Below are 22,966 nucleotides of genomic sequence, written 5' to 3'. Positions count from 1 at the left end.
GGGTCGCGGTGTTGACGACCGGTGTTGACGAATCGCCTTTTGCGCGCGAGTGACTTGGGCGTCGGCCGCCCGGTGCGGGTCAGCCGATCAGCGTCTCGATCGCCTGGTGCTCCAGGCCGTGCGCCTCGGCGACCTCCTTGTAGATCACCTTGCCGTCATGGGTGTTGAGGCCGCGGGCGAGCGCGGCGTCCCGGCGCAGCGCCTCGGCCCAGCCGTTGTTGGCGAGCGAGACGATGTACGGCAGGGTCGCGTTGGTGAGCGCGTTGGTGGAGGTGCTGGGCACCGCGCCGGGCATGTTGGCGACGCAGTAGAGGACCGAGTTGTGCACCTGGAAGGTCGGCTCGGCGTGCGTGGTGGGACGGGAGTCCTCGAAGCAGCCGCCCTGGTCGATGGCGATGTCGACAAGGACACTTCCGGGCTTCATCCGGGACACCAGCTCGTTGGTGACCAGCTTCGGGGCCTTGGCGCCCGGGATGAGGACGGCGCCGACGACGAGGTCCGCGTCCAGGACGGCCTTCTCCAGCTCGAAGGCGTTGGACATGATCGCCTTGACCTTGCTGCCGAAGATCCGGTCGGCCTCGCGCAGCTTGTTGATGTCGCGGTCGAGCAGCGTCACCTCGAAGCCCATGCCGACGGCGATCTGGGTGGCGTTCCAGCCGGAGACACCGCCGCCGATGACGACGGCCTTGGCCGGCGTCACGCCCGGCACGCCGCCGGGGAGCACACCGCGGCCGCCGGCCGGGCGCATCAGGTGGTAGGCGCCGACCTGCGGGGCGAGCCGGCCCGCGACCTCGGACATCGGGGCGAGCAGCGGCAGCGCGCGGTTCGCCAGCTCGACGGTCTCGTACGCGATCGCCGTGGTGCCGGACTCCAGCAGGGCGTCGGTGCACTCGCGGGAGGCGGCCAGGTGCAGGTAGGTGAAGAGGACCTGGTCCTTGCGCAGACGGTGGTACTCCTCCGCGACGGGCTCCTTGACCTTCAGCAGCAGGTCGGCGGCGGCCCACACCTGGTCGGCGGAGTCCAGCAGGCCGGCGCCCGCGGCGATGTACTCCTCGTCCGTGATGGAGGAGCCGAGACCGGCGCCCCGCTCGACGACGACCTGGTGGCCGTTACGCACCAGCTCGTGCACACCGGCGGGGGTGATGGCCACCCGGAACTCGTTGTTCTTGACCTCGCGGGGGATGCCGACCTTCACGTCGATCACGGTCCTTGGCTCAGGGGGTATGGGGGTGCGCTGAAAGACATACCCAGGCGCGCCGGAGCACACCGGGAGACACCGCAGGGGAACGTGCGGCAGAGCCAGTCTAATGAAGGTGTTCCGAGTGTCTAGCCTTCCATTGCATCAATCTTCATTGGATGCGCTGCGGATTTCGCAGGCTTCAGCGTCCAGCGTCACCAACCTGCTGTCCCCGGTGGGCCCGCCCGCCGCCTTCTCTTTCTTCTCTTGCTCCTCCTGCTCCTCCTGCTCCTCCTGCTCCTCCTGCTCCTCCTGCTCCTCCTGCTCCTCCTGCTCCTCCTGCTCCTCCTGCTCCTCCTTCAGCATGCGCTCCGCCGCCGCGCGGTGCAGGCGGGCGGCCGCCGGGTCGCCGAGCCGGTCCAGGGTGTCGGCCAGCCGCAGCTGCAGCGCCGCCTGGAGCCGGGTGTCCTCCGCGCGCCGCGCCCACTCCACCGCCTCCTGGCAGGTGCGCAGGCATTCCTCGGGGCGCCCGGCGTACTCCTGGACGCGGGCCAGCTCGCTCAGGGCGCGGGCGTGAGCGGCGACATCGCCTTCCTTGCGGTGCCCGGCGAGGGCGGCCCGCCAGTTGCGCTGCGCCTCTCCGTACCGGCCCGCGTAGGTGTGGGCGGTGGCGATCCGGCCGTAGAGCCGGGCGGCCTCGGCGCGCTCGCCGCGGGCCAGGCGCTGGGACAGGGCGCGGCCGAACCAGTCGGCGGCCCGGTCGTGGTCGCCCAGCTCCTGGTGCGCGCCGCCCACGGATTCCATCGCGCGGCCGGTGGCGTACGGGTCGTTCGCCTCGCGTCCGGCGTCCAGCGCGGCCCGGTAGCGGGCCAGGGCGTCCCGGGTGCGGCCGGTCTGGGCGTCCACGTCGCCCAGGTTCAGCAGGGCGGCGGCCTTCTCGCGGGGCAGCCCGCGCCGCTCGGCGACATCGAGGACCAGGCCGTGCACGCCGTACAGGTCGGGGGCCGCGGCCCGGGTTCCGAAGTGCGCGACCATGGCCCGCACCAGCTGGGACATCAGCCGGCGGGCGAGGGTGTCCAGCTCTCCGTCGGCCACCGCGAGCCGGACGGCGGCCAGCAGCGCCGGGCGCCGGGCGGTGAGCCAGGCGGCCGCCGCGGCGGGGCCGGAGAACCGCAGCGCCGGGGACAGCGACTGAAGCCTCTCGCGGGCCTGGGGACTGTCGGTCTCGGTGACGGCCCGGCAGGACTGGAGCAGCCGTACGTCGCGCTCCAGCAGCCGGGCGCGGGCCAGCTGGAGTTCGGCGGGGCGCTCCTTCGCCTCGGCGAGGGCGCGCAGCAGGGGGTGCAGACAGCCGGGGACGTCGTACTCGGGCAGGGGTGAGACCGCCGGGCGGAGCAGGCCGAGGGCGGCGAGTTCCCGCAGCACGGTGCGCGCGTCCTCGATCGTGCAGCCGGCGAGGGCGGAGGCGGTGTGCGCGTCGACGGGTCCCGCCGGTGCCTGGGAGAGCAGGCGCAGGGCGCGGGCGGTGGCGGCGGGCAGTCCGTCATGGACGAGGGTGAGGACGCGGACGAGGGCGGGGCCGTCCTCGGGGTCGGTGTGCAGCCGCTTGGCGAGGTCGGAGACGGCCGCCTGGGGGCGGGCGGCGAGCCAGCCGCCGGCCAGGGTGAGGGCGGCGGGGTGTCCCTCGCAGATCTCGGCGAGGCTCTCGGCGGAGCGGGGGTCGACGGTGACCCGGACCGAGCCGGTGTACCGGGTGAGCAGTTCCACCGCCGACTTGGTGTCCAGGGGGCCCAGGGTGCAGGGGCGGACGTCCGAGATGCCGGTGAGCGGGCCCCGGGAGACGGCGACCACCAGGCAGTCGGGGGCGTCCGGGAGGAGGGCGTCGACCTGTTCGGCCCCGGCGGCGTCGTCCAGCAGGAGCAGAACGCGCCGGGAGGCCAGGGCGGTGCGCAGCGCCTCGGTCAGCTGGTCCTCGGCGGCGCCCGCGGGGGCGCGGGTGCCGAGCGCGGTGAGCAGTTCGCGGGCGGCGCGCTCGACGGGTACGGGGGTGCCGTCGGGGTCGCTGAGGCGGGCCCGGAACACGCCGTCGGGGTAACGCTGCGCGACCTGGGTGACGAACTCCTCGGCGAGCGCGGTCCGGCCGGAGCCGGGGCGCCCGGCGATGAGCAGGACCCGGGCCCTGGGCGCCTTGCGTCCGGCGAGGGTGTCCAGGCCGGTGCGCTCGATGTCGGCGCTGAGTTCCTTCAACTCCCGGGTGCGCCCGAGGAATTGACCCTCCGGGGCCGACGGCTTGGACAGCCGCGCCTCTTCCCGGTCCACCGCCTGATCCGTCACGGGCCACGCTCCCGTCCCACCGCACGCGCAAAGCCCGCCGGTGCTTCCGGTACGGGCGTTCGCTGAGCCTAGTTCACGCTCTGCGACGTTCCCGGTGGAGCACGGCGGACACATCGCCCGATCGGATCAAGCGATGGTCACACCAATGCGGTGTCGCCATGTGATGTCGCCGCGCGACGACATGTGAGGCTGTGTGGCGCCGCGTGGCGCCGTCGCGGGTCCGGCGTGGACCACGGCCGGGTTCAGGAGGCGAAGGGGCGCGCGGGCCAGGGCGCGTCGGCCGGGCGCAGCGCGTCCAGACCGTCCCCGGCGCGGGCGGCGACCAGCGAGAGGACGCCCACGACCAGGCAGTTGTTGTGCAGGTTCCCGGCGAGCACCAGCCGCACCAGTTCGTCCACGGGCAGGCGCGCGTACTCCATGTCGGTCTCCTCGTGCTCCGTGACGAAGCGCTCCCCCTCGGCCTCGGAGAGGTCGCGGGCGAGGAAGATCCGTACCGCCTCGTCGCAGCCGCCGGGCGTGGTGTAGACGTCGGTCAGCACCCGCCAGTCCTCGGCCTTGACGTGCGCCTCCTCGTACAGCTCGCGCTCGGCGGCGTGCAGGGGGTTCTCGCCCGGCACGTCGAGCAGGCCGGCCGGGATCTCCCAGAGCTTGTGGCGCACGGGGTGTCGGTACTGGTTGATGAGCAGCACCCGGTCCTCGTCGTCCAGGGCGAGGACGGCGACCGAGCCAGGGTGGACCTGGTAGTCGCGGCGGGCCACCGAGCCGTTGGGCATGACCACGTCGTCCGTGCGGACGGCGGTCTTGTTGCCCGTGAACGGGGTCGCGCTCGCGCGGACCTCCCACTCCTCGGGGGTGTCCTTGATCGTCATGCCCTGTCCCTCCACGTGCCGCGTGCGCAACAAGAAAACCGGGGCGCGCGACCTTTGAAGGTTCGCACCCCGGCCACCGTAACAACTGGTGTGTCACTCGGAGTTCTTCGGCCTGCCCGCCGTCTTGCGCTCGACGGAGGCCTTCACCAGGCCCGCGAACAGCGGGTGCGGCCGGGTCGGCCGCGAGCGCAGCTCGGGGTGGGCCTGGGTGGCGACGAGGTAGGGGTGGACCTCGCGCGGGTACTCGACGTACTCGACCAGCTTGCCGTCGGGCGAGGTGCCCGAGAAGACGATGCCGGCCTTCTTCTCCAGCTCGGCGCGGTAGGAGTTGTTGACCTCGTAGCGGTGGCGGTGCCGCTCCTCGACGTACTCCTTGCCGTCGTGGACCTCGCGGACCAGGGAGCCCTCGGCCAGCTTCGCCGGGTACATGCCCAGCCGCATGGTGCCGCCCATGTCGCCCTCGCCGGCCACGATGTCCAGCTGCTCGGCCATGGTGGAGATGACCGGGTGGGCGGTGGCCGGGTCGAACTCGGTGGAGTTGGCGTCCGGGATGTCGGCCAGGTTCCGCGCGGCCTCGACCACGATGCACTGCAGGCCCAGGCAGAGGCCGAGCAGCGGGATCTTGTTCTCGCGGGCGTACCGGATGGCGCCGACCTTGCCGAGCACACCGCGGTCGCCGAAGCCGCCGGGGATGCAGATGCCGTCCACGTCACCGAGGGCGGCGGCGGCACCGGCCGGGGTCTTGCAGTCGTCGGAGGTGACCCACTTGATCTTGACGCGGGCCCGGTTGGCGAAGCCGCCGGCGCGCAGCGCCTCGGTCACCGACAGGTAGGCGTCGGGGAGGTCGATGTACTTGCCGACCAGGGCGAGGGTGATCTCGTGGTCCGGCTTGTGCACCCGGTCCAGCAGGTCGTCCCAGGTGGTCCAGTCCACGTCCCGGAAGGGCAGGTCGAGCTTGCGGACGACGTAGGCGTCCAGGCCCTCGCCATGGATGACCTTCGGGATGTCGTAGATCGAGCGGGCGTCGGGGCAGGCCACCACGGCGTCCTCGTCCACGTCGCACATCAGCGAGATCTTGCGCTTGATGGCGGTGGGGACCTCGCGGTCGCAGCGCAGCACGATCGCGTCGGGCTGGATACCGATGTTGCGCAGCGCGGCGACGGAGTGCTGCGTCGGCTTGGTCTTCAGCTCGCCGGAGGGGCCGATGTACGGCAGCAGCGAGATGTGGACGACGAAGACGTTGTCCCGGCCGACCTCGTGGCGCACCTGGCGGACGGTCTCCAGGAACGGCAGCGACTCGATGTCGCCGACGGTGCCGCCGACCTCGGTGATGACGACGTCCACCTCGTCGGTGGCCATGCGCCGGATGCGGTGCTTGATCTCGTTGGTGATGTGCGGGATGACCTGCACGGTGTCGCCCAGGTACTCGCCGCGCCGCTCCTTGGCGATGACCGTGGAGTACACCTGGCCGGTGGTGACGTTGGCCGAGCCGTCGAGGTCGCGGTCGAGGAAGCGCTCGTAGTGGCCGATGTCCAGGTCGGTCTCGGCGCCGTCGTTGGTGACGAACACCTCACCGTGCTGGAAGGGGTTCATCGTGCCGGGGTCCACGTTCAGGTACGGGTCGAGCTTCTGCATCACGACGCGCAGACCGCGAGCCTTGAGCAGCATGCCCAGGCTGGAGGCGGTGAGGCCCTTGCCGAGCGAGGAGGCGACACCCCCGGTGACGAAGATGTGCTTGGTCGTCGTAGATTTCGGCGGCATGGCCAAGAGGGGGCTCCCGTGGTCGCTGTCTGTGATGCGGTGCGGTCGCCGGCCCGGAGAATCCTGTGTTCCTCGCGGTGGCGTCGTCGCTGCGGTTCGGGGGTTTGGGGCCCACCGGTCCACGGGCTACCAGGGTATCAGCGCCAGGAGGAGTCGGCGTCCGGCCACGCTCCGCGCACGGCCGGACCGGCTCGCGTGACCGGATCGGGCGCGGACGGGCCACGCTCACGGAGTTCTCACCCCGCGCTCACTCGTTCGGCCCACACGGGTTGTCGGGAGCGGCGCGCGGATCATCTGGGTGCGTCGTATCCTGCTCGGACACTCGCTGCCGAGCAGGTCCGGGATGACGGCACATTTCCGCCTTTATCACCCGGAACATCGTGAGCGCGGCAGTCCGCCGATCAAGGACCGCCGTTTTGCCACAGGGCTCCGCGGGCTGGTTTGCTTCATCGCTTCAACGACGTATGAGAAAACACCCCTTGACCACACTGGCGACAGCCCCCACGCGCGGGGGTGACGTGGCCGTTCGACTGGAGTTGCACGTGGCCGGGCGCATCGAAGACTACGCACTCATCGGAGACATGCAGACCGCTGCCCTGGTCTGCCGGGACGGCACAGTGGACTGGCTGTGCCTGCCACGCTTCGACTCGCACGCCGTCTTCGCCGGCCTGCTGGGCACCGCGGAGCACGGCTTCTGGCGGCTCGGCCCGGCGTACGCGGCGGACTCACCGCCGCCGACGGCGGCCCGGCGGGGCTACCGGGGCGACTCACTGATCCTGGAGTCGGAGTGGGACACCCCGCGCGGCACCGTGCGGGTGACGGACTTCATGCCCCCGCGTGACGGTGCCCCGCAGCTCATCCGGATCGTGGAGGGCATCACCGGCGAGGTGCCGATGCGCTCCGAACTGCGCATGCGGTTCTCCTACGGCCGGGTGGTGCCGTGGGTGCACAAGTACGACAACCGTACGGTCGCCGTCGCGGGTCCCGACTCGGTGTGGTTCGACAGCGAGGCCGACACCTACGGCAAGGATCTGACGACGTACTCGGACTTCACCGTCTCCCCCGGTGACCGGGTGGCGTTCACCATCTCCTGGCAGCCCTCGCACAAGGAGGCGCCGCCGCTGCCCGAGCCGGAGCAGGGGCTCCGGGCGACGGAGGAGTTCTGGCGCGAGTGGGTCGAGCAGTGCACGTACCACGGCCCCTACCGTGAGGCGGTGATCCGCTCGCTGATCACGCTGAAGGCCCTCACCTACGCCCCCACCGGCGGCATCGTGGCCGCGCCCACCACCTCCCTGCCGGAGGACATCGGGGGCGTGCGCAACTGGGACTACCGCTACACCTGGCTCAGGGACGCGGCGATCACCCTGTCCTCGCTGCTGCGCACCGGCTACCGCGACGAGGCCCGCGCCTGGCGCGAGTGGCTGCTGCGGGCGGTCGCGGGCGACCCGGAGAACCTGCAGATCATGTACGGCATCGCCGGTGAACGTGAGCTGGGCGAGGCTGAACTGGACTGGCTCCCGGGCTACGAGAACTCCCGCCCGGTCCGGGTGGGCAACGGCGCCGCCGACCAGCTCCAGCTGGATGTGTACGGCGAGGTCATCGAGGCCCTGCACCTGGGCCACATGACCGGCCTGGCCCGCAACGACTACGCCTCGGTGCTCCAGCTCAAGCTGATCCGCTACCTGGAGGACCACTGGCAGGAGCCGGACGAGGGCATCTGGGAGGTGCGCGGGCCGCGCCGGCAGTTCGTGCACTCCAAGGTGATGGCCTGGGTGGCCGTGGACCGCACGATCAAGCTGATCGAGTCCGGTGACGCGGAAGGACCGCTGGAGCGCTGGAAGGAGATGCGCGACGACATCCACCGCGAGGTCTGCCAGAAGGGCTACGACCCGGAGCGCAACACCTTCACCCAGTACTACGGCTCCAAGGAGCTGGACGCCTCCCTGCTGCTGATCCCGCAGATGGGCTTCCTGCCGCCGGACGACAAGCGGGTGATCGGCACCATCGAGGCGATCCAGCGCGAGCTGTCCACCTCCGACGGGTTCATCCTGCGCTACCCGACCGACGGCGAGGACGCGGGCGTGGACGGCCTCCCCGGTGACGAGGGCGCCTTCCTGGCGTGCTCGTTCTGGATGGCGGACGACCTCGCGATGATCGGCCGCGTCGACGAGGCCCGCAAGCTGTTCGAGAGGCTCCTCGGCCTGCGCAACGACCTCGGCCTGCTCGCCGAGGAGTGGGACCCCCGCCTCCAGCGCCAGGTCGGCAACTTCCCGCAGGCGTTCAGCCATGTCCCGCTCATCGACACCGCCCTGCGGCTGACGGCCTCGGGGGCGTACGGGGGCTGACGCCCCTAGTGTGGAGCTCACTGCCCCGACCGGAAGGGGGTGGCCATGGCCCCCCTCTCGAAGGCCGGCGCGGCGCTGGCCGCGTTGCGTGACGAGCTGAGCGGTGAGGTGTTCGCGCCCGGCGACGCGGGATACGACGCGGCGCGGGCCGGGTCCGACGCGCGGGCCGAGGGGCGGCCGGCCGTGATCGCCCGGTGCGCGGATGCGGGCGACGTGGTGCGCGCGGTCCGCTTCGCCCGTGACCTGGATCTTCCCGTGGCCGTGGGCAGTGCCCTCGGCTACGGCGGGGTCGTGGTGGACCTTCGCCGGATGGACGGCGTGAGCGTCGACCCGGAGGCCCGGACGGTACGGATCGAGGGCGGGGCCACCATGAGCCGGCTGGACCGGGCCTGCCGGCCGTACGGGCTGGCCGTCCCCGGCGCCCCGGACTCCGGCGCCGGGGTCGCCGGGTTCGTGCTCGGCGGCGGTACCGGATGGCTGGACCGGGCCTTCGGGCTCGCCGTGGACGGTCTGCGGGGCGTGGAGCTGGTGACGGCCGACGCCGAGCCGATACGGGCCGGCCCCGATGAGCACCCCCAACTGTTCTGGGCGCTGCACGGCGGGGGCGGCAACTTCGGCGTCGCCACCGCGCTCACCCTGGACCTGCGTGAGCTGCCCGAGTTCGCGGCCACCCTGCTGCTGTACCGGCCGGAGCGGGGCCCCGAGGTGGTGCGCGCCTTCCGCGAGGCGATCGAGAGGGGCCCGGACCGGCTGAGCGGGACGCTGCTGTACCTCACCGGGCCGCCCGGGTCCGTCCCCGAGGAGCTGGTGGGGCGGCCGGTGTGCGGGGCGCTGGTGACATACGCGGGCGGGGTCGGGACGCTGCGGGGGCTGGTCTCGCCGCTGCTGGCGCTGCCGGTGGTGGGCGAGCTGCCGTACGCGGAGGCCCTGGGCATGTTCGACACCCGGCCCGGCCCGCGGAGCCTCTCCTCGGCGGAGTGCCTGACCGGCCTGCCTGACGATCTTGTGCATGTCTACTGCTCACTCGGTGCGCGGATGCCCGTGCCGACCGGTACCCGGCACCTGCTGTTCCCGCAGGGTGGTGCCGTCGCGGCCGGTCCGCACGACTACCCGGTCCCCTTCCGGGACGCCCCCTGGGTGGCGCACCCGTCCGCCCGCTGGGAGGACCCGGCCGACGACGAGCGCACCCTCGCCTGGGTGTGGGAGGTCCGCTCCGGGGTCGCCCCGTGGAGCACGGGCGACGTCCCGCTGGACCTCATCGGCGACGAGGGCGCCGAACGGGTCCGCGCGGGCCTGGGCGTGGGCAACATGCTGCGGCTGGAGAAGGTGAAGCGGGCGTACGACCCGGACAACGTCTTCCGCTTCGGCCACAACGTCCGGCCGCTGTAGCTCCGGCTGTTCCCTTCGAGGTCAGCGGGGTAGCGTCCGGCGCATGGGCACAGAGGGTGGCGGGATCACCGTGCGGCGGGCGCTGGAGCTGCCCGGACTGCGGGGCGGGCTTCCGGAGGTCGTGGCGGGGGGAGACCGGCTGGAGCGGGTGGTGCGCTGGGTGCACGCGGGCGAGGTCCCGCACATCGCCTCGCTGCTCAAGGGCGGCGAACTCCTGCTGACCACCGGGTACGGGCTGGGCACGCGGCCGGCCGAGCAGCGGGCGTTCGTGCGGACGCTGGCCGAACGGGACATCGCCGCGCTGGTGGTGGAGCTGGGGCCGCGCTTCACCCGGCTGCCGGCCGCGCTGGTGGACACCGCGCGGGCGACGGGGCTGCCGCTGGTGCAGCTGCACCGCGAGGTGCCGTTCGTGGCGGTCACCGAGGAGATCCACACCGAGATCGTCAATGGTCACTACGCGCTGCTCCAGCGGGCGGAGGACGTGCACCGGCGCTGTACGGAGGCGCTGCTCGGCGGCGGCGGGGTGCCGCAACTGCTCACCATCCTCGCGGAGTTCTGCGCCAACCCGGTGTTCCTGGAGACCGCGGACGGCCGCCTGCTGTACGCGGCCGGGCCGGGGCCCGAGGGCACGGACCCCCTGCAGGTGTGGGAGGGGCTGCGTGGTCCGCACCGGGCGGAGCCGCCGCCGTCGGGGGCGTTGCTGGTGGACGTGCCGGGCGGCGGCGCGGGGGCGGGCGGGGTACGGGCGCGGCTGGTGCTGCTGCCGGTCGGTGCTCCGCCGGCGCCGGTGCACCGGATCGCGGCAGAGCGGGTGGCGGGGACCGTCGCGGTGGTGCTGATGCAGGCCCGCCAGGAGGAGGAGCTGGCGGCGCGTGGCCGGGGGGACTTCCTGACCGATCTCGCCGAGGGCCGGGTGCGGGCGGAGGACGCTCCGGCGCAGGCCCGGGTGCTGGGGTTCCGGCCGGGTGCGGGGCCGCTGCTGCCGGTGGTGATGCGGGTGGGGGACGCGCTGTCCCCGGCGGGGGGCTGGGCGGTGCTGGCGCGGGCGGTCGGGGAGGAGCTGGCGTCGGTGGGGGTGCCGGTGCTGCTGGGGGTGCGGCCGGTGGAGGGCCGGGTGCCGGTGCTGGCGGGGCTGCGCTCGGAGGGCGACCGGGCGCCGGTGGCGGACCGGGTGGCGATCGCGCTGCGGGCGGGCGCCGAGCGGGCCGGGATGGTCCGGCCCGGTGCCCGGCCGCCGGTCGTGGTGGTGGGGCCGGCGGGTGACTGGGCTGCGGCCTCGGCGGGGCTGCGGCACGCGGCGGACACGGCATCGGCCGCGCAGGGCCTGACCGACCAGCCCTGGTACGACGCCCGCCGCCTCGACACCGACCTGCTGCTGTGGCGGCTGCGCGACCACCCCGACCTGGCGGCCTTCGTGGACCGGGCGCTGGGCCCGCTGCGCGCACACGACCGCCGCGCGAAGCCGCCCCTGCTCCCCACCCTGGAGACCTACCTCGCCCACGCGGGCCGCAAGGCGGAGACGGCCCGCGAACTCCACCTCAACCGCCAGACCCTCTACAACCGCCTGGCCCGCATAGGCGAGTTGCTGGACAGCGACCTCGACGACCCGCAGACGGTACTGGCGTTGAGCCTGGCCCTGCGCGCCCGGCGGCACGTGGACTAGGACGGCGCCGCTGAAGCAGCCGCACTAGAGCAGCACGATCGGCTGGGTCAACTCGTCGTAGATGCTCAGTACTTGGGCGATCGTGTCGTCCTCGGTCGGCCAGCCGGACGCTTGCCGGGTGCCGCGCTCCGCGAGCTGCTCGCGGCGTCCGGGGTCGGCGAGGAGGCGGGTGACGGTGTCGGCGAGGGCGCGGGGGTCACCGTAGGGGACGAGTTCGGCGGCGTCGCCGACCAGGTCCGGGACGCCGCCGACCGCCGTGGCGACCAGGGGGACGCGAGCGTGCAGGGCCTCCTGGGCGAAGAGGGGGCGGGACTCCCAGCGGCTGGTGAGCAGGGCGAGGTCGGCGGCCGCGAGCAGGTCGGGGACGTCGTCGCGTACCCCGAGCAGCCGGACGGGCAGCTCCTCGTCCGTGATGCGTTGTCGCAGCCCGGGGCGTAGCGGGCCCTCGCCCGCGATCAGGGTGAGCGGCTGCGGATCGCGGCCGGCCCAGAGGCGGGCCGCGTCGAGCAGGACGTCGTAGCCCCGGTGCTGGTCGAGGGAGCCGACGGCGAGGAGCAACGGGCGCTCGGTGGCGCCGAGTTCGGCACGGAGTTTGGCCGGGGGCGGGTCCTCGTCGTCCGCCTCGGCGGGCCGGGGGCGGCCGGGCAGGGCCATCGCGCCGAGCCGGGCATCGCGCGCGCCGGCCCGGCGGGCCCGGTCCACCAGGGCGGAGCTGGTGCCGAGGACCACGGCGGCGGTCCGCGCCACGCGCCGCTCCAGCAGCCGCAGCAGGTGCGCCCGCGCGCCCTCGGCGTGCGTCCGGTCGTGCCAGGTGACGACCAGTGGGGTCGGTCGTCCGCCGAGGGCCAGCGCGGCGCGGAAGGAGGCGTGCAGCCCGTGCGCGTGCACCAGGTCGGCGTCCGCGCAGGCCGCCCGGAGCCGGCCCACGGCCGCCGGGTCGCTGCTGCGGGGCACCGGAACGTGGTCGGCGCCGGTGCCCCGGAAGTCGTAGGCGTGGTCGGCCTCAGCCGGGGCGCACACGGTGACCCGCACGCCCCGCGCGACCAGCCCCTCGGCCAGTGAGCGCACATGGGCGCTGCTCCCGGCGCTGCCGCCGCCGAGCACCTGCACGGTGCGCAGCGAGGACCGGCCGTGCGGGGCGTTGCTGCTCACGGGGCTCACGAAGGCCGGGGCTCCTGGTTCGGTGCGGTGGGCACGGGCGGCGGGGCTGGCATGGGGACGTACAGAAGGTAGCGAACGGCGATGCGGCGGAAGCGGGGTGCGCCGGGCCGCGCGGGGCCTCCGCCCGGAGTCGGCACACCGTCAAGCATGCCAGCACGTACGGCTGTTCCGGGAAATCCCGCCGGACCCACCGGGCCTCGCGCGGTGGCAATGCGCCGGCGCATCTCACCCGTACGAGTGAGCGCGGCCGGGGGCCCGGCGGAGCCGCACCCGAGTGCGTACCGCGAGGTCAGCGGCTCACAGGGCCCGCGTCCTGGCGGTGACCCGCTCCCCGTACGCGACGGCGGCGATCACCGCCGCGGCGTGCACGAGGAGGCCCGCGCGCCGGTTGCCCAGCGCGGCGGCGAGCGCGGTGGTGGCGGCGGTCGCGGGCCCGGTGTACAGGTCGACGGTGCGGCCGGCGTGGTTCTTCCGCTCCCAGCGGGCACGGCCGCCGGGCGCGCGGCCCCGGAGCGCCGCCGTCAGCCCCCGGGTGAGCAGGGCGGAGGTGAACAGGGGGGCAGTGCGACCGGAACGTACGATCATCCGCCCATCCAAGGTCTGCCCGTCCTGGTTCCGCCCGGCCCGGTCCTGCCCCCGCTACCGAGGAGCGGTCCGGTCCTCCGCGCGGGCCGTGGCGAGGAGTTCCTCCGCGTGGGCGCGGGCCGCCTCGGAGTCCTCCTGGCCGGCCAGCATCCGGGACAGCTCGCGGACCCGGTCCTCGCCCTCCAGGACCTTCACCCCGGACCGGGTGACCGAGCCGTCGTCGGTCTTCTCCACCAGCAACTGCCGGTCGGCGAACGCGGCGACCTGCGGCAGGTGGGTGACCACGACGACCTGGGCGGTGCGGGCGAGCTTCGCCAGCCGCCGCCCGATCTCCACAGCCGCCTTGCCGCCGACCCCGGCGTCCACCTCGTCGAAGAGGTACGTCGGCACCGGGTCGGTGCCCGCGAACACCACCTCCACCGCGAGCATCACACGGGACAGCTCACCGCCGGAGGCGCCCTTGGCGATGGGCCGGGGCGGTGCGCCGGGATGCGGGGCGAGCAGCAGCTCGACCTCGTCCACACCGGTGGGCCCGTAGGCGACCGTGCGGCCGCCGGCCTCGACGCCGTCGGGATCATCGGTCTGCCGGATGTCGAAGGAGACCCTCGCGTGCGGCATCGCCAGCGAGGCGAGTTCGGCGGTCACGGCGGCGGCGAACCGCTCGGCGGCCTCGGTGCGCGCCTTGGTCAACGCCTCGGCGAGCGCGCCCAGTCCGGCGCCCAGGGCGTCCCGCTCGGCGGTGAGTTCACCGATCCGCCCGTCGTCGCCGTCCAGCTCGGCCAGCCGGGCGGCGCCCTGCTCGCCCCACGCGAGTACGGCGCCGATGTCCTCGCCGTACTTCCGGGTCAGCGCGGTCAGCGCGGCCCGGCGCTCCTCCACCGCGGCGAGCCGCAGCGGGTCGGCGTCCAGGTCGGAGGCGTAGCCGGCCAGCTCACCGGAGACGTCGGCCAGGAGGATGCCGATCTCCCCGATCCGGTCGGTGAGCGCGGCCAGCGCCGGATCGTGCGCCCGGACCGACTCCAGCGCCCGATGGCCGCCCGCGACCAGGGTGGAGGCGTCGATGCCCTCCGGGTCCTCGGGGTTGCCCGCGAGGGCGGCGTGCGCGGCGGTGGCCGCCCCCGCCAGTGCCTCGGCGTGCCCGAGCCGCTCCGCCTCCTCGGCGAGTTCGGTGTCCTCCCCGGCGCGGGGCTCCACGGCGGCGATCTCGTCCAGGCCGTAGCGCAGCAGGTCGGCTTCCTGGGCGCGCTCGCGGGCCAGGGTGACGATCTCGTCCAGCTCGGCGGCGACGGCCCGCAGCCGCCGGTACGCCTCGGTGTACGCGGCCAGCGGGCCGGAGACGGCCTCGCCCGCGTACCGGTCCAGGGCCTGCCGCTGGCGGGACAGCTTGAGCAGGCCCTGCTGGTCGGTCTGGCCGTGCACGGCCACCAGTTCGTCGGCCAGCTCGGCTAGCAGTCCCACGGGCACGCTCCGCCCGCCGAGGTGCGCCCGGGAGCGGCCCTCGGCGGAGACGGTACGGCTGATCAGCAGGGCGCCGTCGTCCAGCTCGGCCCCGGCCTCCTCGGCGCGTACCACGGCGGAGGAGCCGGCGGCCAGGGCGATCCGCCCCTCCACCACCGCCTTGCCCGCGCCGATCCGTACGAGCGCCGGGTCGGCGCGCCCGCCGAGCAGCAGGCCCAGGCTGGTCACCACCATGGTCTTGCCCGCGCCCGTCTCACCGGTGACCGCGGTGAACCCCGGCGACAGCTCGACCACGGCGTCGTCGATGACCCCGAGCGACCGTATCCGCATCTCCTCCAACACGGAACAGACCTTACGAGGTCCGGGACGCGCCGCGCACACGGGCCGCCGCTGTCACTCCGAGGAGTGGTCCCGGGCGCCGCGCCAGCCGGTGGTCGGCAGGGCGAACTTGGCCACCAGCCGGTCGGTGAAGGAGGCGTGGTGCAGCCGGGCGAGCCGGACCGGCACCCCGCCGCGCCGGACCTCGACCCGCGCGCCGGGCGGCAGCTCGATGGTGCGGCGCCCGTCGCACCACAGCACGCCCGGCGGGACGTGCGGGAGCACCTCGACGGCGAGGACCGAGTCGGGGGAGGTGACCAGCGGCTTGGCGAACAGGGCGTGCGCACTGATCGGCACCATGAGCAGCGCCTCCACCTCGGGCCACACCACCGGTCCTCCGGCGGAGAACGCGTAGGCGGTGGAGCCGGTGGGGGTGGAGAGCACGATGCCGTCGCAGCCGAACGCGGTGACCGGGCGGCCGTCGATCTCCAGCACCACTTCCAGCATCTTCTCGGCGGACACCTTCTGCACGGCCGCCTCGTTCAGCGCCCAGTCGGTGTGCACGATGTCGCCGTTGCGGTGCACGACCACGTCGATGGTCATGCGCTCCTCGACCTCGTAGGAGCGGGCCACCACCCGGTCCACCACCCGGTCGATGTCGTCCCGCTCCGCCTCGGCGAGGAAGCCGACGCTGCCGAGGTTGACGCCGAGCATCGGCACCCCGGAGGCGCGGGCGAACTCGGCGCCGCGCAGCAGGGTGCCGTCACCGCCGAGGACGATGAGCAGTTCGCAGCCGTCGAGTGACTGCGGTGTCGCCTCCTTGACGAGTTCAACCCCTCCCGGCCCGCCCCGCTCCCCCGGCAGCGGCAGGTCGCACGCCTCCTCCTCCAGCACCCGGACCCCGATGCCGGACCTCAGCAGTCCCTTGACGACGAGTTCCGCGCTGCGGATCGCCGCCGGACGCCCGGTGTGGGCGAGCAGGAAAACAGTACGCGCTCGGTTCTGTGTCAACGCGGCCCCTCCGCCACTGCACGATCGATGTCGGCCGGGTCGGCCTCGGGGGCTCCGGCACGCAGCCAGAGAAAGTACTCGACGTTGCCGGACGGGCCCGGCAGCGGGCTCGCGGTGACTCCTCGCACCCCGAGACCCAGCTCCCACGCCTTGCCGGCCACCCCGCGCACGGCTTCCGCCCGCAGCTGCGGACTCCGTACGACACCCCCGCTGCCCAGCCGTTCCTTACCCACCTCGAACTGCGGTTTCACCATCATCACCAGATCCGCGTCCGGCGTCACGCACCGCTTGAGGGCGGGCAGCACCAGACCGAGCGGGATGAAGGACAGATCGCCCACCACCAGGTCCACCGGCTTCCCGTCGATCCCCTCGAGCGTCAGCTCGCGTACGTTCGTACGGTCCTTGACCACGACCCGTTCATCGCCCCGCAGGGACCAGGCGAGCTGTCCGTAGCCGACGTCCACGGCGACGACCTCGGTGGCGCCCGCGCGCAGCAGGACATCGGTGAAGCCGCCGGTGGAGGCGCCGGCGTCCAGCGCGCGGCGGCCCTCGACGACGAGGCCCCCGGGGACGAAGGCGGCGAACGCGCCGGCGAGCTTGTGACCGCCCCGGGAGACGTAGTCGGGCTCGGTGTCGTCCTTCAGGACGACGATCGCGGCGGCGGTCTCCACCTGGGTGGCCGGCTTGGTCGCCACGATCCTGCCGACGGTGACCCGTCCGGCGGCGATCAGCCGGCCGGCGTGCTCGCGCGAGCGTGCCAGCTTGCGGCGGACCAGTTCCGCGTCGAGACGGCGGCGTGCGACTCCTGCCACGTTCGGTTCAGCTCCTGCTCAAGTCTTCGTGCTCCTGGTACGGGCGGTGCGGCCCCGGGGCCTCACCGGGGGACGGGCGCCGGATGCTCCGGGCGGGCGTCGAGCGCGCCGAGCGCGTCGCGCAGCCCCCGGTGTACATCCTCGTACACGCCGAGGTGTCCCTCGGTGGGCAGGTGGTCGGCTTCGGCCAGCCGGGCCAGGCGGGCGTCGACCCCGGCGTCCCCTGTGGGGGTGCGGGGGACGGCCAGGGGCGCCGGGGCCGCGGGGCCGGACTCGGGCGCCGGGGGCGCGGACTCGCTCATGCCCAGACGCTACCGCGAACCGCTGGGGTACCGTCGTGCGCGATGGCCACGATCGAAGAGTGCCGTACGGCACTGGAGAAGCTTTCGGACAGCATGAGCAGCGCCGAGGGCGACGCCGGCGCGGCAGCCGCGCTGGACCGCTCGGTGAGCTGCCATGTCACCGACCTGGACGTCACCTTCGCCGGGCGCATGCGGGGCGGCCGGATCGAGGTGGCCGAGACCCTGCCGGGCCCGCCCGGGGAGCGGGCCCAGATCCGGCTGGCGCTGACCGGGGACGACCTGGTGGCCCTGGTGGACGGCGAGCTGAACTTCGCCCCCGCCTGGGGCTCGGGCCGCATCCGGCTGGAGGCGGGCCTGATGGACCTGTACCGGCTCAGGAAGCTGCTGTGACCTGCGCCGTCCGCGCCTTGCGGGCGGCGGGTACGACCAGCGGGGTCCCGGTCTCGGGGTCGTCGATGACCTGGCAGCGCAGCCCGAAGACCCGCTCGACCAAATCGGCCGTGACGATCTCGCCCGGCGCGCCCTCGGCGATGACCTCGCCTCCGCGCAGGGCGATGAGGTGGGTGGCGTAGCGCGCCGCGTGGTTGAGGTCGTGCAGGACGGCGACGAGGGTGCGCCCCTGCGTCTCGTGCAGCTCGGCGCACAGGTCGAGGACGTCGATCTGGTGCTGGATGTCGAGATAGGTGGTCGGCTCGTCCAGGAGCAGCAGCGGGGTCTGCTGGGCGAGGGCCATGGCGATCCAGACGCGCTGGCGCTGGCCGCCGGAGAGTTCGTCCACGTACCGTTCGGCGAGTTCGGCGACGCCGGTCTGCGCCATGGACTCACTGACCACCCGTTCGTCCTCGGCCGACCACTGGCGCAGCAGACCCTGGTGCGGGTAGCGGCCCCGGCCGACCAGGTCGGCGACCGTGATGCCGTCGGGTGCGACGGAGGACTGCGGGAGCAGGCCGAGGGTGCGGGCGACCTTCTTGGCGGGCAGCGACTGGATGGCCTGCCCGTCGAGCAGCACCCGGCCCTCGGCCGGCTTCAGCATCCGGGACAGCGCCCGCAGCAGGGTGGACTTGCCGCACGCGTTGGGGCCGACGATGACGGTGAAGGAGTTGTCGGGTATCTCCACCGACAGCCGCTCGGCGATGACGCGCTGTTCGTAGGCGAGGGTGACGTTCTCGGCGGACAGGCGGTTCACGGCGCTGGTACTCCTCGGGGTGTTCGGCTTCGGTCCGCTCGCTTCGCTGCTCATACCCGGCCCGCCCGGCGCTCGCTGACCAGCAGCCACAGCAGGTAGGCGCCGCCGACGACGCCGGTGACCACGCCGACGGGCAGCTGGTCGGCGCCGAAGAGGCGCTGGCAGACCCAGTCGGCGGTGACCAGCAGGGCTGCCCCCATGCACAGGGACGGCACCAGGTTGGGTCCCGGCGAGCGGGTGAGGCGGCGGGCGAGCTGCGGCGCGGTGAGGGCGACGAAGCCGACGGGGCCCGCCGCGGCGGTCGCGGCGGCGGTGAGCAGGACGGCGCCGGCCATCAGCACCAGCCGCACCCGGTGCACCCGTACCCCGAGGGCGTACGCCACGTCGTCACCCATCTCCAGCATCCTCAGGGCCCGCCCGTTGGCGAGGACCACGGGGACGACGACCGCGCACAGGATCAGCAGCGGCCGGACCTGGGTCCAGTCCCGGCCGCTGAGGGACCCCGTCATCCACACCACCGCGCGGGCCGCGTCGACGATGTCGGCCCTGGTGATCAGGTAGCCGTTGACAGCGGTGAGGACGGCGGAGACGCCGATGCCGACCAGGACCAGCCGGTAGCCGTGCACCCCCTGCTTCCAGGCGAGCAGATAGATGCCGATACCCGTGACCAGGCCGCCGACCAGCGCGCCCACGGTCACGGCGGTGGCGCTGCCGGAGAACAGTACGATCATCACCAGGGCGCCCGCGGTGGACCCCTGGGAGAGGCCGAGCACGTCGGGGCTGCCGAGCGGGTTGCGGGAGACCGACTGGAACAGCGCACCGCCGAGTCCCAGCGACGCGCCGACCAGCAGCCCGACCAGCAGCCGGGGCAGCCGCAGCTCGTTGACGATGAAGTCCTGGTACGGGCTGCCGTCGCCGGCGAGGGTGCGCAGCACGTCGGACGCGGGGATGTGGGCGTCGCCGGTGCCGATCAGCGCCACACCGGCGGCGAGCACGGCGACCAGCAGCAGGGCGACGACGATCAGGGAGCGCGGGTCCAGGCGCAGCGAGAGCCCGCCGGGGGTGCGTACCGCACGGCTCCGGGAGAGAGTCTTCACAGCTGGGCCGTCCTCCGCCGTCGTACGAGAAAGATGAAGACCGGGCCGCCGATCAGCGCGGTGATGATGCCCACCTGGATCTCGGCGGGCCGGGCGACGAGCCGGCCCACGATGTCGGCGCCGAGCAGCAGCACGGGCGACAGCACGGCCGCGTACGGGAGAATCCAGCGCAGGTCGGGCCCCGTGAAGGAGCGCACCACGTGCGGCACCATCAGGCCGACGAACATGATCGGGCCGCACGCGGCGGTCGCGGCGCCGCACAGCACGGTCGCCGCCAGCATGGCCAGCGCGCGGGTGCGGTTCAGGTGGGCGCCGAGCGCGCGGGCGGTGTCGTCGCCCATCTCCATCGCGTTCAGCGGCCGGGCCAGGGCGAGTGCGAGGACCATGCCCGCCCCCAGGAACGGCAGCACCTGGACGATGGTCCGGTCGTTCGCCGCGTCCAGGGAGCCGACCGTCCAGAAACGCATCCGGGACAGCGCCTCGTCGTCCATGATCATCACGGCCTGGAGGTACCCGTACAGCGCGGCCCCGATCGCGGTGCCGGCCAGCGCGAGCCGTACCGGGGTGGCGCCCCGGCTGCCGCCGAGGAACCACACCAGCGCGCCCACGGCGGCCGCACCGGCGAACGCGAACCACACATAGCCGCTCAGCGAGGTCACGCCGAAGAAGGTGATGGCGGTGACGACGGCGGCGGAGGCGCCCGCGTTGATGCCGAGCAGACCGGGGTCGGCCAGCGGGTTGCGGGTGAGCGCCTGGAGCACCGAGCCGGACAGCCCGAACGCGGCCCCGGCCAGCAGTCCGAGGACGGTCCGCGAGATCCGGTCCCGCACGACGATGTCGGCGTAGGTCCCGCTGTCGTGGAACAGCCCGTGCCAGATCAGGTCCGGCGACAGCGACTTGGCGCCGACGCCGACACTCGCCACGGCGACGAACGCCAGCAGCACGACGGCCGGCAGCAGCCCGAGGCCGCGCACCAGCCGTCGCTTCGGGGGCGCGGGGGCGGTTGCCGCGCGCTGTTCCGGAGGACTCTCGATCAACACGCGGTTAGGTTAGCCTATCCTCCCATTCGATCTCGATCTCGCCCGTGCGGTAGAGCCTCACAGACCCAGCCTGGCCAGCGCCTTCTCCGCGTCCAGCGCGCAGGTGCCGTCCCCCGCCGCCGTCCAGGCCGCCGCGCACAGCGCCCGCAGCCCGTCCAGCGCGGCCCCGTCGCCCGCGAGCTCCAGCCGCTCGGCACCGGCCGTGGCGGTCCAGCCCCCGCAGCGGAAGCCCTCGCCGTCCTTCGCCACCTCCGGCTGCCCGGTGAGCAGGCCGCGCAGATCGGCGTCCACATAGGTCGGCCGGTGCTCGGGCGGCGCGGCGAGCAACTGGGCGCCGTCGGTGACACCGGTCAGCACCAGCAGCGAGTCCACCTCGCCGTTGTGGGCGCCCTCGATGTCGGTGTCCAGCCGGTCCCCGACCACCAGCGGCCGCTCGGCGCCGGTGCGCAGGATGGTCTCCTTGTGCATCGGGGGCAGCGGCTTGCCCGCCACCTGCGGCTCGGCACCGGTGGCGATCCGGACGACCTCGACGGCAGCGCCGTTGCCCGGCGCGATGCCCCGCCCGCTCGGGATGGTCAGGTCGGTGTTGGACGCGAACCACGGCACCCCGCGCGCCACCGCGTACGACGCCTCCGCGAACCGGCTCCACGGGAAGTCCGGGCCGCCGTACCCCTGTGCCACGGCCGCCGGGTCGTCGTCCGCCGAGTCCACCGGGGTCAGCCCGCGCTCGCGCAGCGCCACCCGCAGCCCCTCGCCGCCGATCACCAGCACCCGGGCCCCGGCCGGCACCTGCTCGCCGACCAGCCGGGCCACCGCCTGCGCGGAGGTGATCACGTCCTCGGCCCCCGTCGGTATGCCCAGCCCGGTGAGGTGGTCCGCCACGGCGTCCGGGGTGCGCAGCGCGTTGTTGGTGACGTACGCGAGATGCATCCCCTCGGCGCGGGCGTCGGCCAGCGAGTCCACGGCGTGCGCGATGGCCTCGCCGCCCGCGTACACCACCCCGTCCAGGTCGAGCAGCGCCGTGTCGTACGCCTCGTGCAGGGGCCGCTCACTGCTCTCGGGGCTCGTCCTGACGCTCCGGCTCATCCGTATCGCTCCTCTTTCGACGCTCTTTCCCCCGATCATCCCGCAACCCGTCCGCACACGTACGATGCCGGGATGAACATCGCAGGTCACTCGGAAACAAGGGCTCCCCGAGGTCTTGAACTCAACCCCTTCCGCGGCCTTCGTTACGACCCCGAACGGGTCGGCAGCCTGGCCTCCGTCACCTCTCCGCCGTACGACGTGGTGGTACGCCCGGACGGCCTGCACCACCTCCAGGACGCCGACCCGTACAACATCGTCCGGCTCATCCTGCCCCAGGCCGACACGCCCGACGTGCGCAACGAACAGGCCGCCGACACCCTGCGCCGCTGGCTCGCCTCGGGCGTCCTCGCCCCCGACGCGGTCCCCGCCCTGTACGTGTACGAGCAGCAGGACGTGGACGGGCTGCTCCAGCGCGGTGTCATCGGCGCCCTGCGCGTCTCGGAGCCGGAGGAGGGTGTCGTCCTCCCCCACGAGGACGTGATGGACCCGGTGGTCGCCGACCGCGCCGGCCTGATGCGCGCCACCCGCGCCAACCTGGAACCCCTGCTGCTGACCTACCGCGGCGACGGCGCGACCTCCGAGGCCGTCGAGCGCACGGCGAAACTCACGCCGCTGCTGACGACGACCACCGAGGACGGCGTACGGCACCGCCTGTGGAGCGTGACCGATCCGGCCGAACTGGCCCTCGTCCGCCAGGATCTCGCCCAGCACCAGGCTCTCATCGCCGACGGCCACCACCGCTGGGCCACCTACCGCCTGCTCCGCGCCGAGCAGCCCTCCCCCGGCCCCTGGGACCTGGGCCTGGTCCTGCTGGTCGACACCGCCCGCTATCCGCTGCGGGTCCGCGCCATCCACCGCCTGCTGCACGGCCTGCCGGTGGCGGACGCCCTGGCCGCCGTGGGCGACCTGTTCCGGGTACGGCGACTCGCGGTACCGCTGTCGGAGGCGCTGAAGGCGCTGGCGGGAGCGGCCGCCGAGGGCAACGCCTTCCTGCTGGCGGGCGACGGCGACTTCCACCTGCTGGACCGCCCGGACCCGGCCCTGCTGGCCCGTGCGGTCCCGGCCGGCAAGCCGGCCGCCTGGCGCTCCCTCGACGCCACGGTCCTGCACGCCGCGCTCCTCGGCCATGTCTGGCACATCCCCGAGGACTCCCCCGCGCACATCGCGTACATCCACGACACGGCGGCCACGGTCACCAAGGCGGAACGCGACGGCGGCACGGCGGTACTCCTGCACCCGGTACGCGAGGAGGTCGTACGCGAGCTGGCCCGGCAGGGCGTGACGATGCCCCGCAAGTCGACGTCCTTCGGGCCGAAGCCGGCGTCGGGGCTGGTGCTGCGGATGGTGGACGTCTAGCGGACATGAGAAGGGG

19 protein-coding genes are annotated in these 22,966 nt (G+C 73.6%); 5 read left to right on the top strand and 14 right to left on the bottom strand.

Features of this window, described 5'->3' with window-relative positions:
- Window positions 1-79 precede the first annotated feature (79 nt).
- The 4 genes from ald to ACFWN1_RS19665 all read right to left on the bottom strand — a co-directional run bounded on the left by ald (window position 80) and on the right by ACFWN1_RS19665 (window position 6,141).
- On the bottom strand, window positions 80-1,204 hold the full coding sequence (gene ald / locus ACFWN1_RS19680; protein ID WP_384363541.1) for an alanine dehydrogenase: 1,125 nt from the start codon (window positions 1,202-1,204) through the stop codon (window positions 80-82).
- 138 nt (window positions 1,205-1,342) lie between these two features.
- Window positions 1,343-3,511 (bottom strand): tetratricopeptide repeat protein, encoded by a 2,169-nt coding sequence (locus ACFWN1_RS19675; protein ID WP_384363539.1) that lies wholly within the window; start codon window positions 3,509-3,511, stop codon window positions 1,343-1,345.
- A gap of 242 nt (window positions 3,512-3,753) precedes the next feature.
- Window positions 3,754-4,380 carry an NUDIX domain-containing protein gene (locus tag ACFWN1_RS19670; RefSeq protein WP_384363537.1) on the bottom strand — a complete coding sequence of 209 codons (627 nt, stop codon included), beginning with the start codon at window positions 4,378-4,380 and terminating at the stop codon, window positions 3,754-3,756.
- 93 nt (window positions 4,381-4,473) lie between these two features.
- Complete coding sequence (locus ACFWN1_RS19665; protein ID WP_384363535.1) at window positions 4,474-6,141, bottom strand: CTP synthase; 1,668 nt, start codon at window positions 6,139-6,141, stop codon at window positions 4,474-4,476.
- 542 nt (window positions 6,142-6,683) lie between these two features.
- Here ACFWN1_RS19665 and ACFWN1_RS19660 point away from each other — a divergent pair.
- The 3 genes from ACFWN1_RS19660 to ACFWN1_RS19650 are packed head-to-tail and all read left to right on the top strand — an operon-like array spanning window position 6,684 to window position 11,538.
- A complete protein-coding gene (locus tag ACFWN1_RS19660; protein ID WP_384363545.1) occupies window positions 6,684-8,486 on the top strand; it encodes a glycoside hydrolase family 15 protein in 1,803 nt (600 codons plus the stop codon).
- A 45-nt stretch (window positions 8,487-8,531) separates the two neighbouring features.
- The gene (locus ACFWN1_RS19655) at window positions 8,532-9,875 is read left to right on the top strand and encodes an FAD-binding oxidoreductase (RefSeq protein ID WP_384363533.1); all 1,344 of its coding nucleotides are present in this window, start codon (window positions 8,532-8,534) and stop codon (window positions 9,873-9,875) included.
- Window positions 9,876-9,918: 43 nt separating this feature from the next.
- Window positions 9,919-11,538: a PucR family transcriptional regulator gene (locus ACFWN1_RS19650; RefSeq protein ID WP_384363532.1), complete on the top strand. Its 1,620-nt coding sequence runs from the start codon at window positions 9,919-9,921 to the stop codon at window positions 11,536-11,538.
- 24 nt (window positions 11,539-11,562) lie between these two features.
- On the opposite strand, the gene ACFWN1_RS19645 is transcribed toward ACFWN1_RS19650, so the two are convergent.
- The 6 genes from ACFWN1_RS19645 to ACFWN1_RS19620 all read right to left on the bottom strand — a co-directional run bounded on the left by ACFWN1_RS19645 (window position 11,563) and on the right by ACFWN1_RS19620 (window position 17,185).
- The gene (locus tag ACFWN1_RS19645) at window positions 11,563-12,699 is read right to left on the bottom strand and encodes a glycosyltransferase family 4 protein (protein ID WP_384363530.1); all 1,137 of its coding nucleotides are present in this window, start codon (window positions 12,697-12,699) and stop codon (window positions 11,563-11,565) included.
- Between the two features lie 297 nt (window positions 12,700-12,996).
- The gene (locus ACFWN1_RS19640) at window positions 12,997-13,284 is read right to left on the bottom strand and encodes a hypothetical protein (RefSeq protein ID WP_384363528.1); all 288 of its coding nucleotides are present in this window, start codon (window positions 13,282-13,284) and stop codon (window positions 12,997-12,999) included.
- 54 nt (window positions 13,285-13,338) lie between these two features.
- Complete coding sequence (gene recN, locus ACFWN1_RS19635; protein WP_384363543.1) at window positions 13,339-15,072, bottom strand: DNA repair protein RecN; 1,734 nt, start codon at window positions 15,070-15,072, stop codon at window positions 13,339-13,341.
- A 63-nt stretch (window positions 15,073-15,135) separates the two neighbouring features.
- Window positions 15,136-16,071: an NAD kinase gene (locus ACFWN1_RS19630; protein WP_384363526.1), complete on the bottom strand. Its 936-nt coding sequence runs from the start codon at window positions 16,069-16,071 to the stop codon at window positions 15,136-15,138.
- A complete protein-coding gene (locus ACFWN1_RS19625; protein WP_384363524.1) occupies window positions 16,068-16,883 on the bottom strand; it encodes a TlyA family RNA methyltransferase in 816 nt (271 codons plus the stop codon). The genes ACFWN1_RS19630 and ACFWN1_RS19625 overlap by 4 nt, the downstream gene beginning before the upstream one ends.
- 62 nt (window positions 16,884-16,945) lie before the next feature.
- Window positions 16,946-17,185 carry a hypothetical protein gene (locus ACFWN1_RS19620; RefSeq protein WP_384363522.1) on the bottom strand — a complete coding sequence of 80 codons (240 nt, stop codon included), beginning with the start codon at window positions 17,183-17,185 and terminating at the stop codon, window positions 16,946-16,948.
- A 42-nt stretch (window positions 17,186-17,227) separates the two neighbouring features.
- On the opposite strand from ACFWN1_RS19620, the gene ACFWN1_RS19615 reads away from it, so the two are divergent.
- Entirely contained in the window at window positions 17,228-17,575 is a 348-nt protein-coding gene (locus ACFWN1_RS19615) for a sterol-binding protein (RefSeq protein WP_384363520.1), read from the top strand.
- Here the strand turns inward: ACFWN1_RS19615 and ACFWN1_RS19610 are convergent.
- From ACFWN1_RS19610 to ACFWN1_RS19595, 4 genes are read right to left on the bottom strand one after another with little or no spacing between them, the layout of a single operon-like run.
- Window positions 17,559-18,425 carry an ABC transporter ATP-binding protein gene (locus ACFWN1_RS19610; protein ID WP_384363518.1) on the bottom strand — a complete coding sequence of 289 codons (867 nt, stop codon included), beginning with the start codon at window positions 18,423-18,425 and terminating at the stop codon, window positions 17,559-17,561. The two genes, ACFWN1_RS19615 and ACFWN1_RS19610, sit on opposite strands and share 17 nt — an antisense overlap.
- Window positions 18,422-19,468 carry a FecCD family ABC transporter permease gene (locus ACFWN1_RS19605; protein WP_384363516.1) on the bottom strand — a complete coding sequence of 349 codons (1,047 nt, stop codon included), beginning with the start codon at window positions 19,466-19,468 and terminating at the stop codon, window positions 18,422-18,424. Before ACFWN1_RS19605 ends, ACFWN1_RS19610 begins: the two co-directional genes overlap by 4 nt.
- Window positions 19,465-20,508 carry a FecCD family ABC transporter permease gene (locus tag ACFWN1_RS19600; protein ID WP_384363514.1) on the bottom strand — a complete coding sequence of 348 codons (1,044 nt, stop codon included), beginning with the start codon at window positions 20,506-20,508 and terminating at the stop codon, window positions 19,465-19,467. Before ACFWN1_RS19600 ends, ACFWN1_RS19605 begins: the two co-directional genes overlap by 4 nt.
- A 57-nt stretch (window positions 20,509-20,565) precedes the next feature.
- Complete coding sequence (locus ACFWN1_RS19595; RefSeq protein ID WP_384363512.1) at window positions 20,566-21,594, bottom strand: HAD hydrolase-like protein; 1,029 nt, start codon at window positions 21,592-21,594, stop codon at window positions 20,566-20,568.
- A 72-nt stretch (window positions 21,595-21,666) separates the two neighbouring features.
- On the opposite strand from ACFWN1_RS19595, the gene ACFWN1_RS19590 reads away from it, so the two are divergent.
- Window positions 21,667-22,950 (top strand): DUF1015 family protein, encoded by a 1,284-nt coding sequence (locus ACFWN1_RS19590; RefSeq protein WP_384363510.1) that lies wholly within the window; start codon window positions 21,667-21,669, stop codon window positions 22,948-22,950.
- Window positions 22,951-22,966: the final 16 nt, after the last annotated feature.

It is taken from the genome of Streptomyces sp. NPDC058459 (assembly GCF_042721685.1).
Taxonomy (GTDB): domain Bacteria; phylum Actinomycetota; class Actinomycetes; order Streptomycetales; family Streptomycetaceae; genus Streptomyces.
Note: the sequence above shows the minus strand (reverse complement) of the source record. Positions and strands in the feature narration are given on the sequence as shown.

Bases quoted from the DNA above. Each gene is read 5' to 3' on its own strand.
- recN (WP_384363543.1), bottom strand. From the start codon at position 15,072: ATGCGGATACGGTCGCTCGGGGTCATCGACGACGCCGTGGTCGAGCTG.
- ACFWN1_RS19670 (WP_384363537.1), bottom strand. From the start codon at position 4,380: ATGACGATCAAGGACACCCCCGAGGAGTGGGAGGTCCGCGCGAGCGCG.
- ACFWN1_RS19595 (WP_384363512.1), bottom strand. From the start codon at position 21,594: ATGAGCCGGAGCGTCAGGACGAGCCCCGAGAGCAGTGAGCGGCCCCTG.
- ACFWN1_RS19665 (WP_384363535.1), bottom strand. From the start codon at position 6,141: ATGCCGCCGAAATCTACGACGACCAAGCACATCTTCGTCACCGGGGGT.
- ACFWN1_RS19610 (WP_384363518.1), bottom strand. From the start codon at position 18,425: ATGAGCAGCGAAGCGAGCGGACCGAAGCCGAACACCCCGAGGAGTACC.
- ACFWN1_RS19620 (WP_384363522.1), bottom strand. From the start codon at position 17,185: ATGAGCGAGTCCGCGCCCCCGGCGCCCGAGTCCGGCCCCGCGGCCCCG.
- ACFWN1_RS19590 (WP_384363510.1), top strand. From the start codon at position 21,667: ATGAACATCGCAGGTCACTCGGAAACAAGGGCTCCCCGAGGTCTTGAA.
- ACFWN1_RS19650 (WP_384363532.1), top strand. From the start codon at position 9,919: ATGGGCACAGAGGGTGGCGGGATCACCGTGCGGCGGGCGCTGGAGCTG.
- ACFWN1_RS19640 (WP_384363528.1), bottom strand. From the start codon at position 13,284: ATGATCGTACGTTCCGGTCGCACTGCCCCCCTGTTCACCTCCGCCCTG.
- ACFWN1_RS19655 (WP_384363533.1), top strand. From the start codon at position 8,532: ATGGCCCCCCTCTCGAAGGCCGGCGCGGCGCTGGCCGCGTTGCGTGAC.
- ACFWN1_RS19615 (WP_384363520.1), top strand. From the start codon at position 17,228: ATGGCCACGATCGAAGAGTGCCGTACGGCACTGGAGAAGCTTTCGGAC.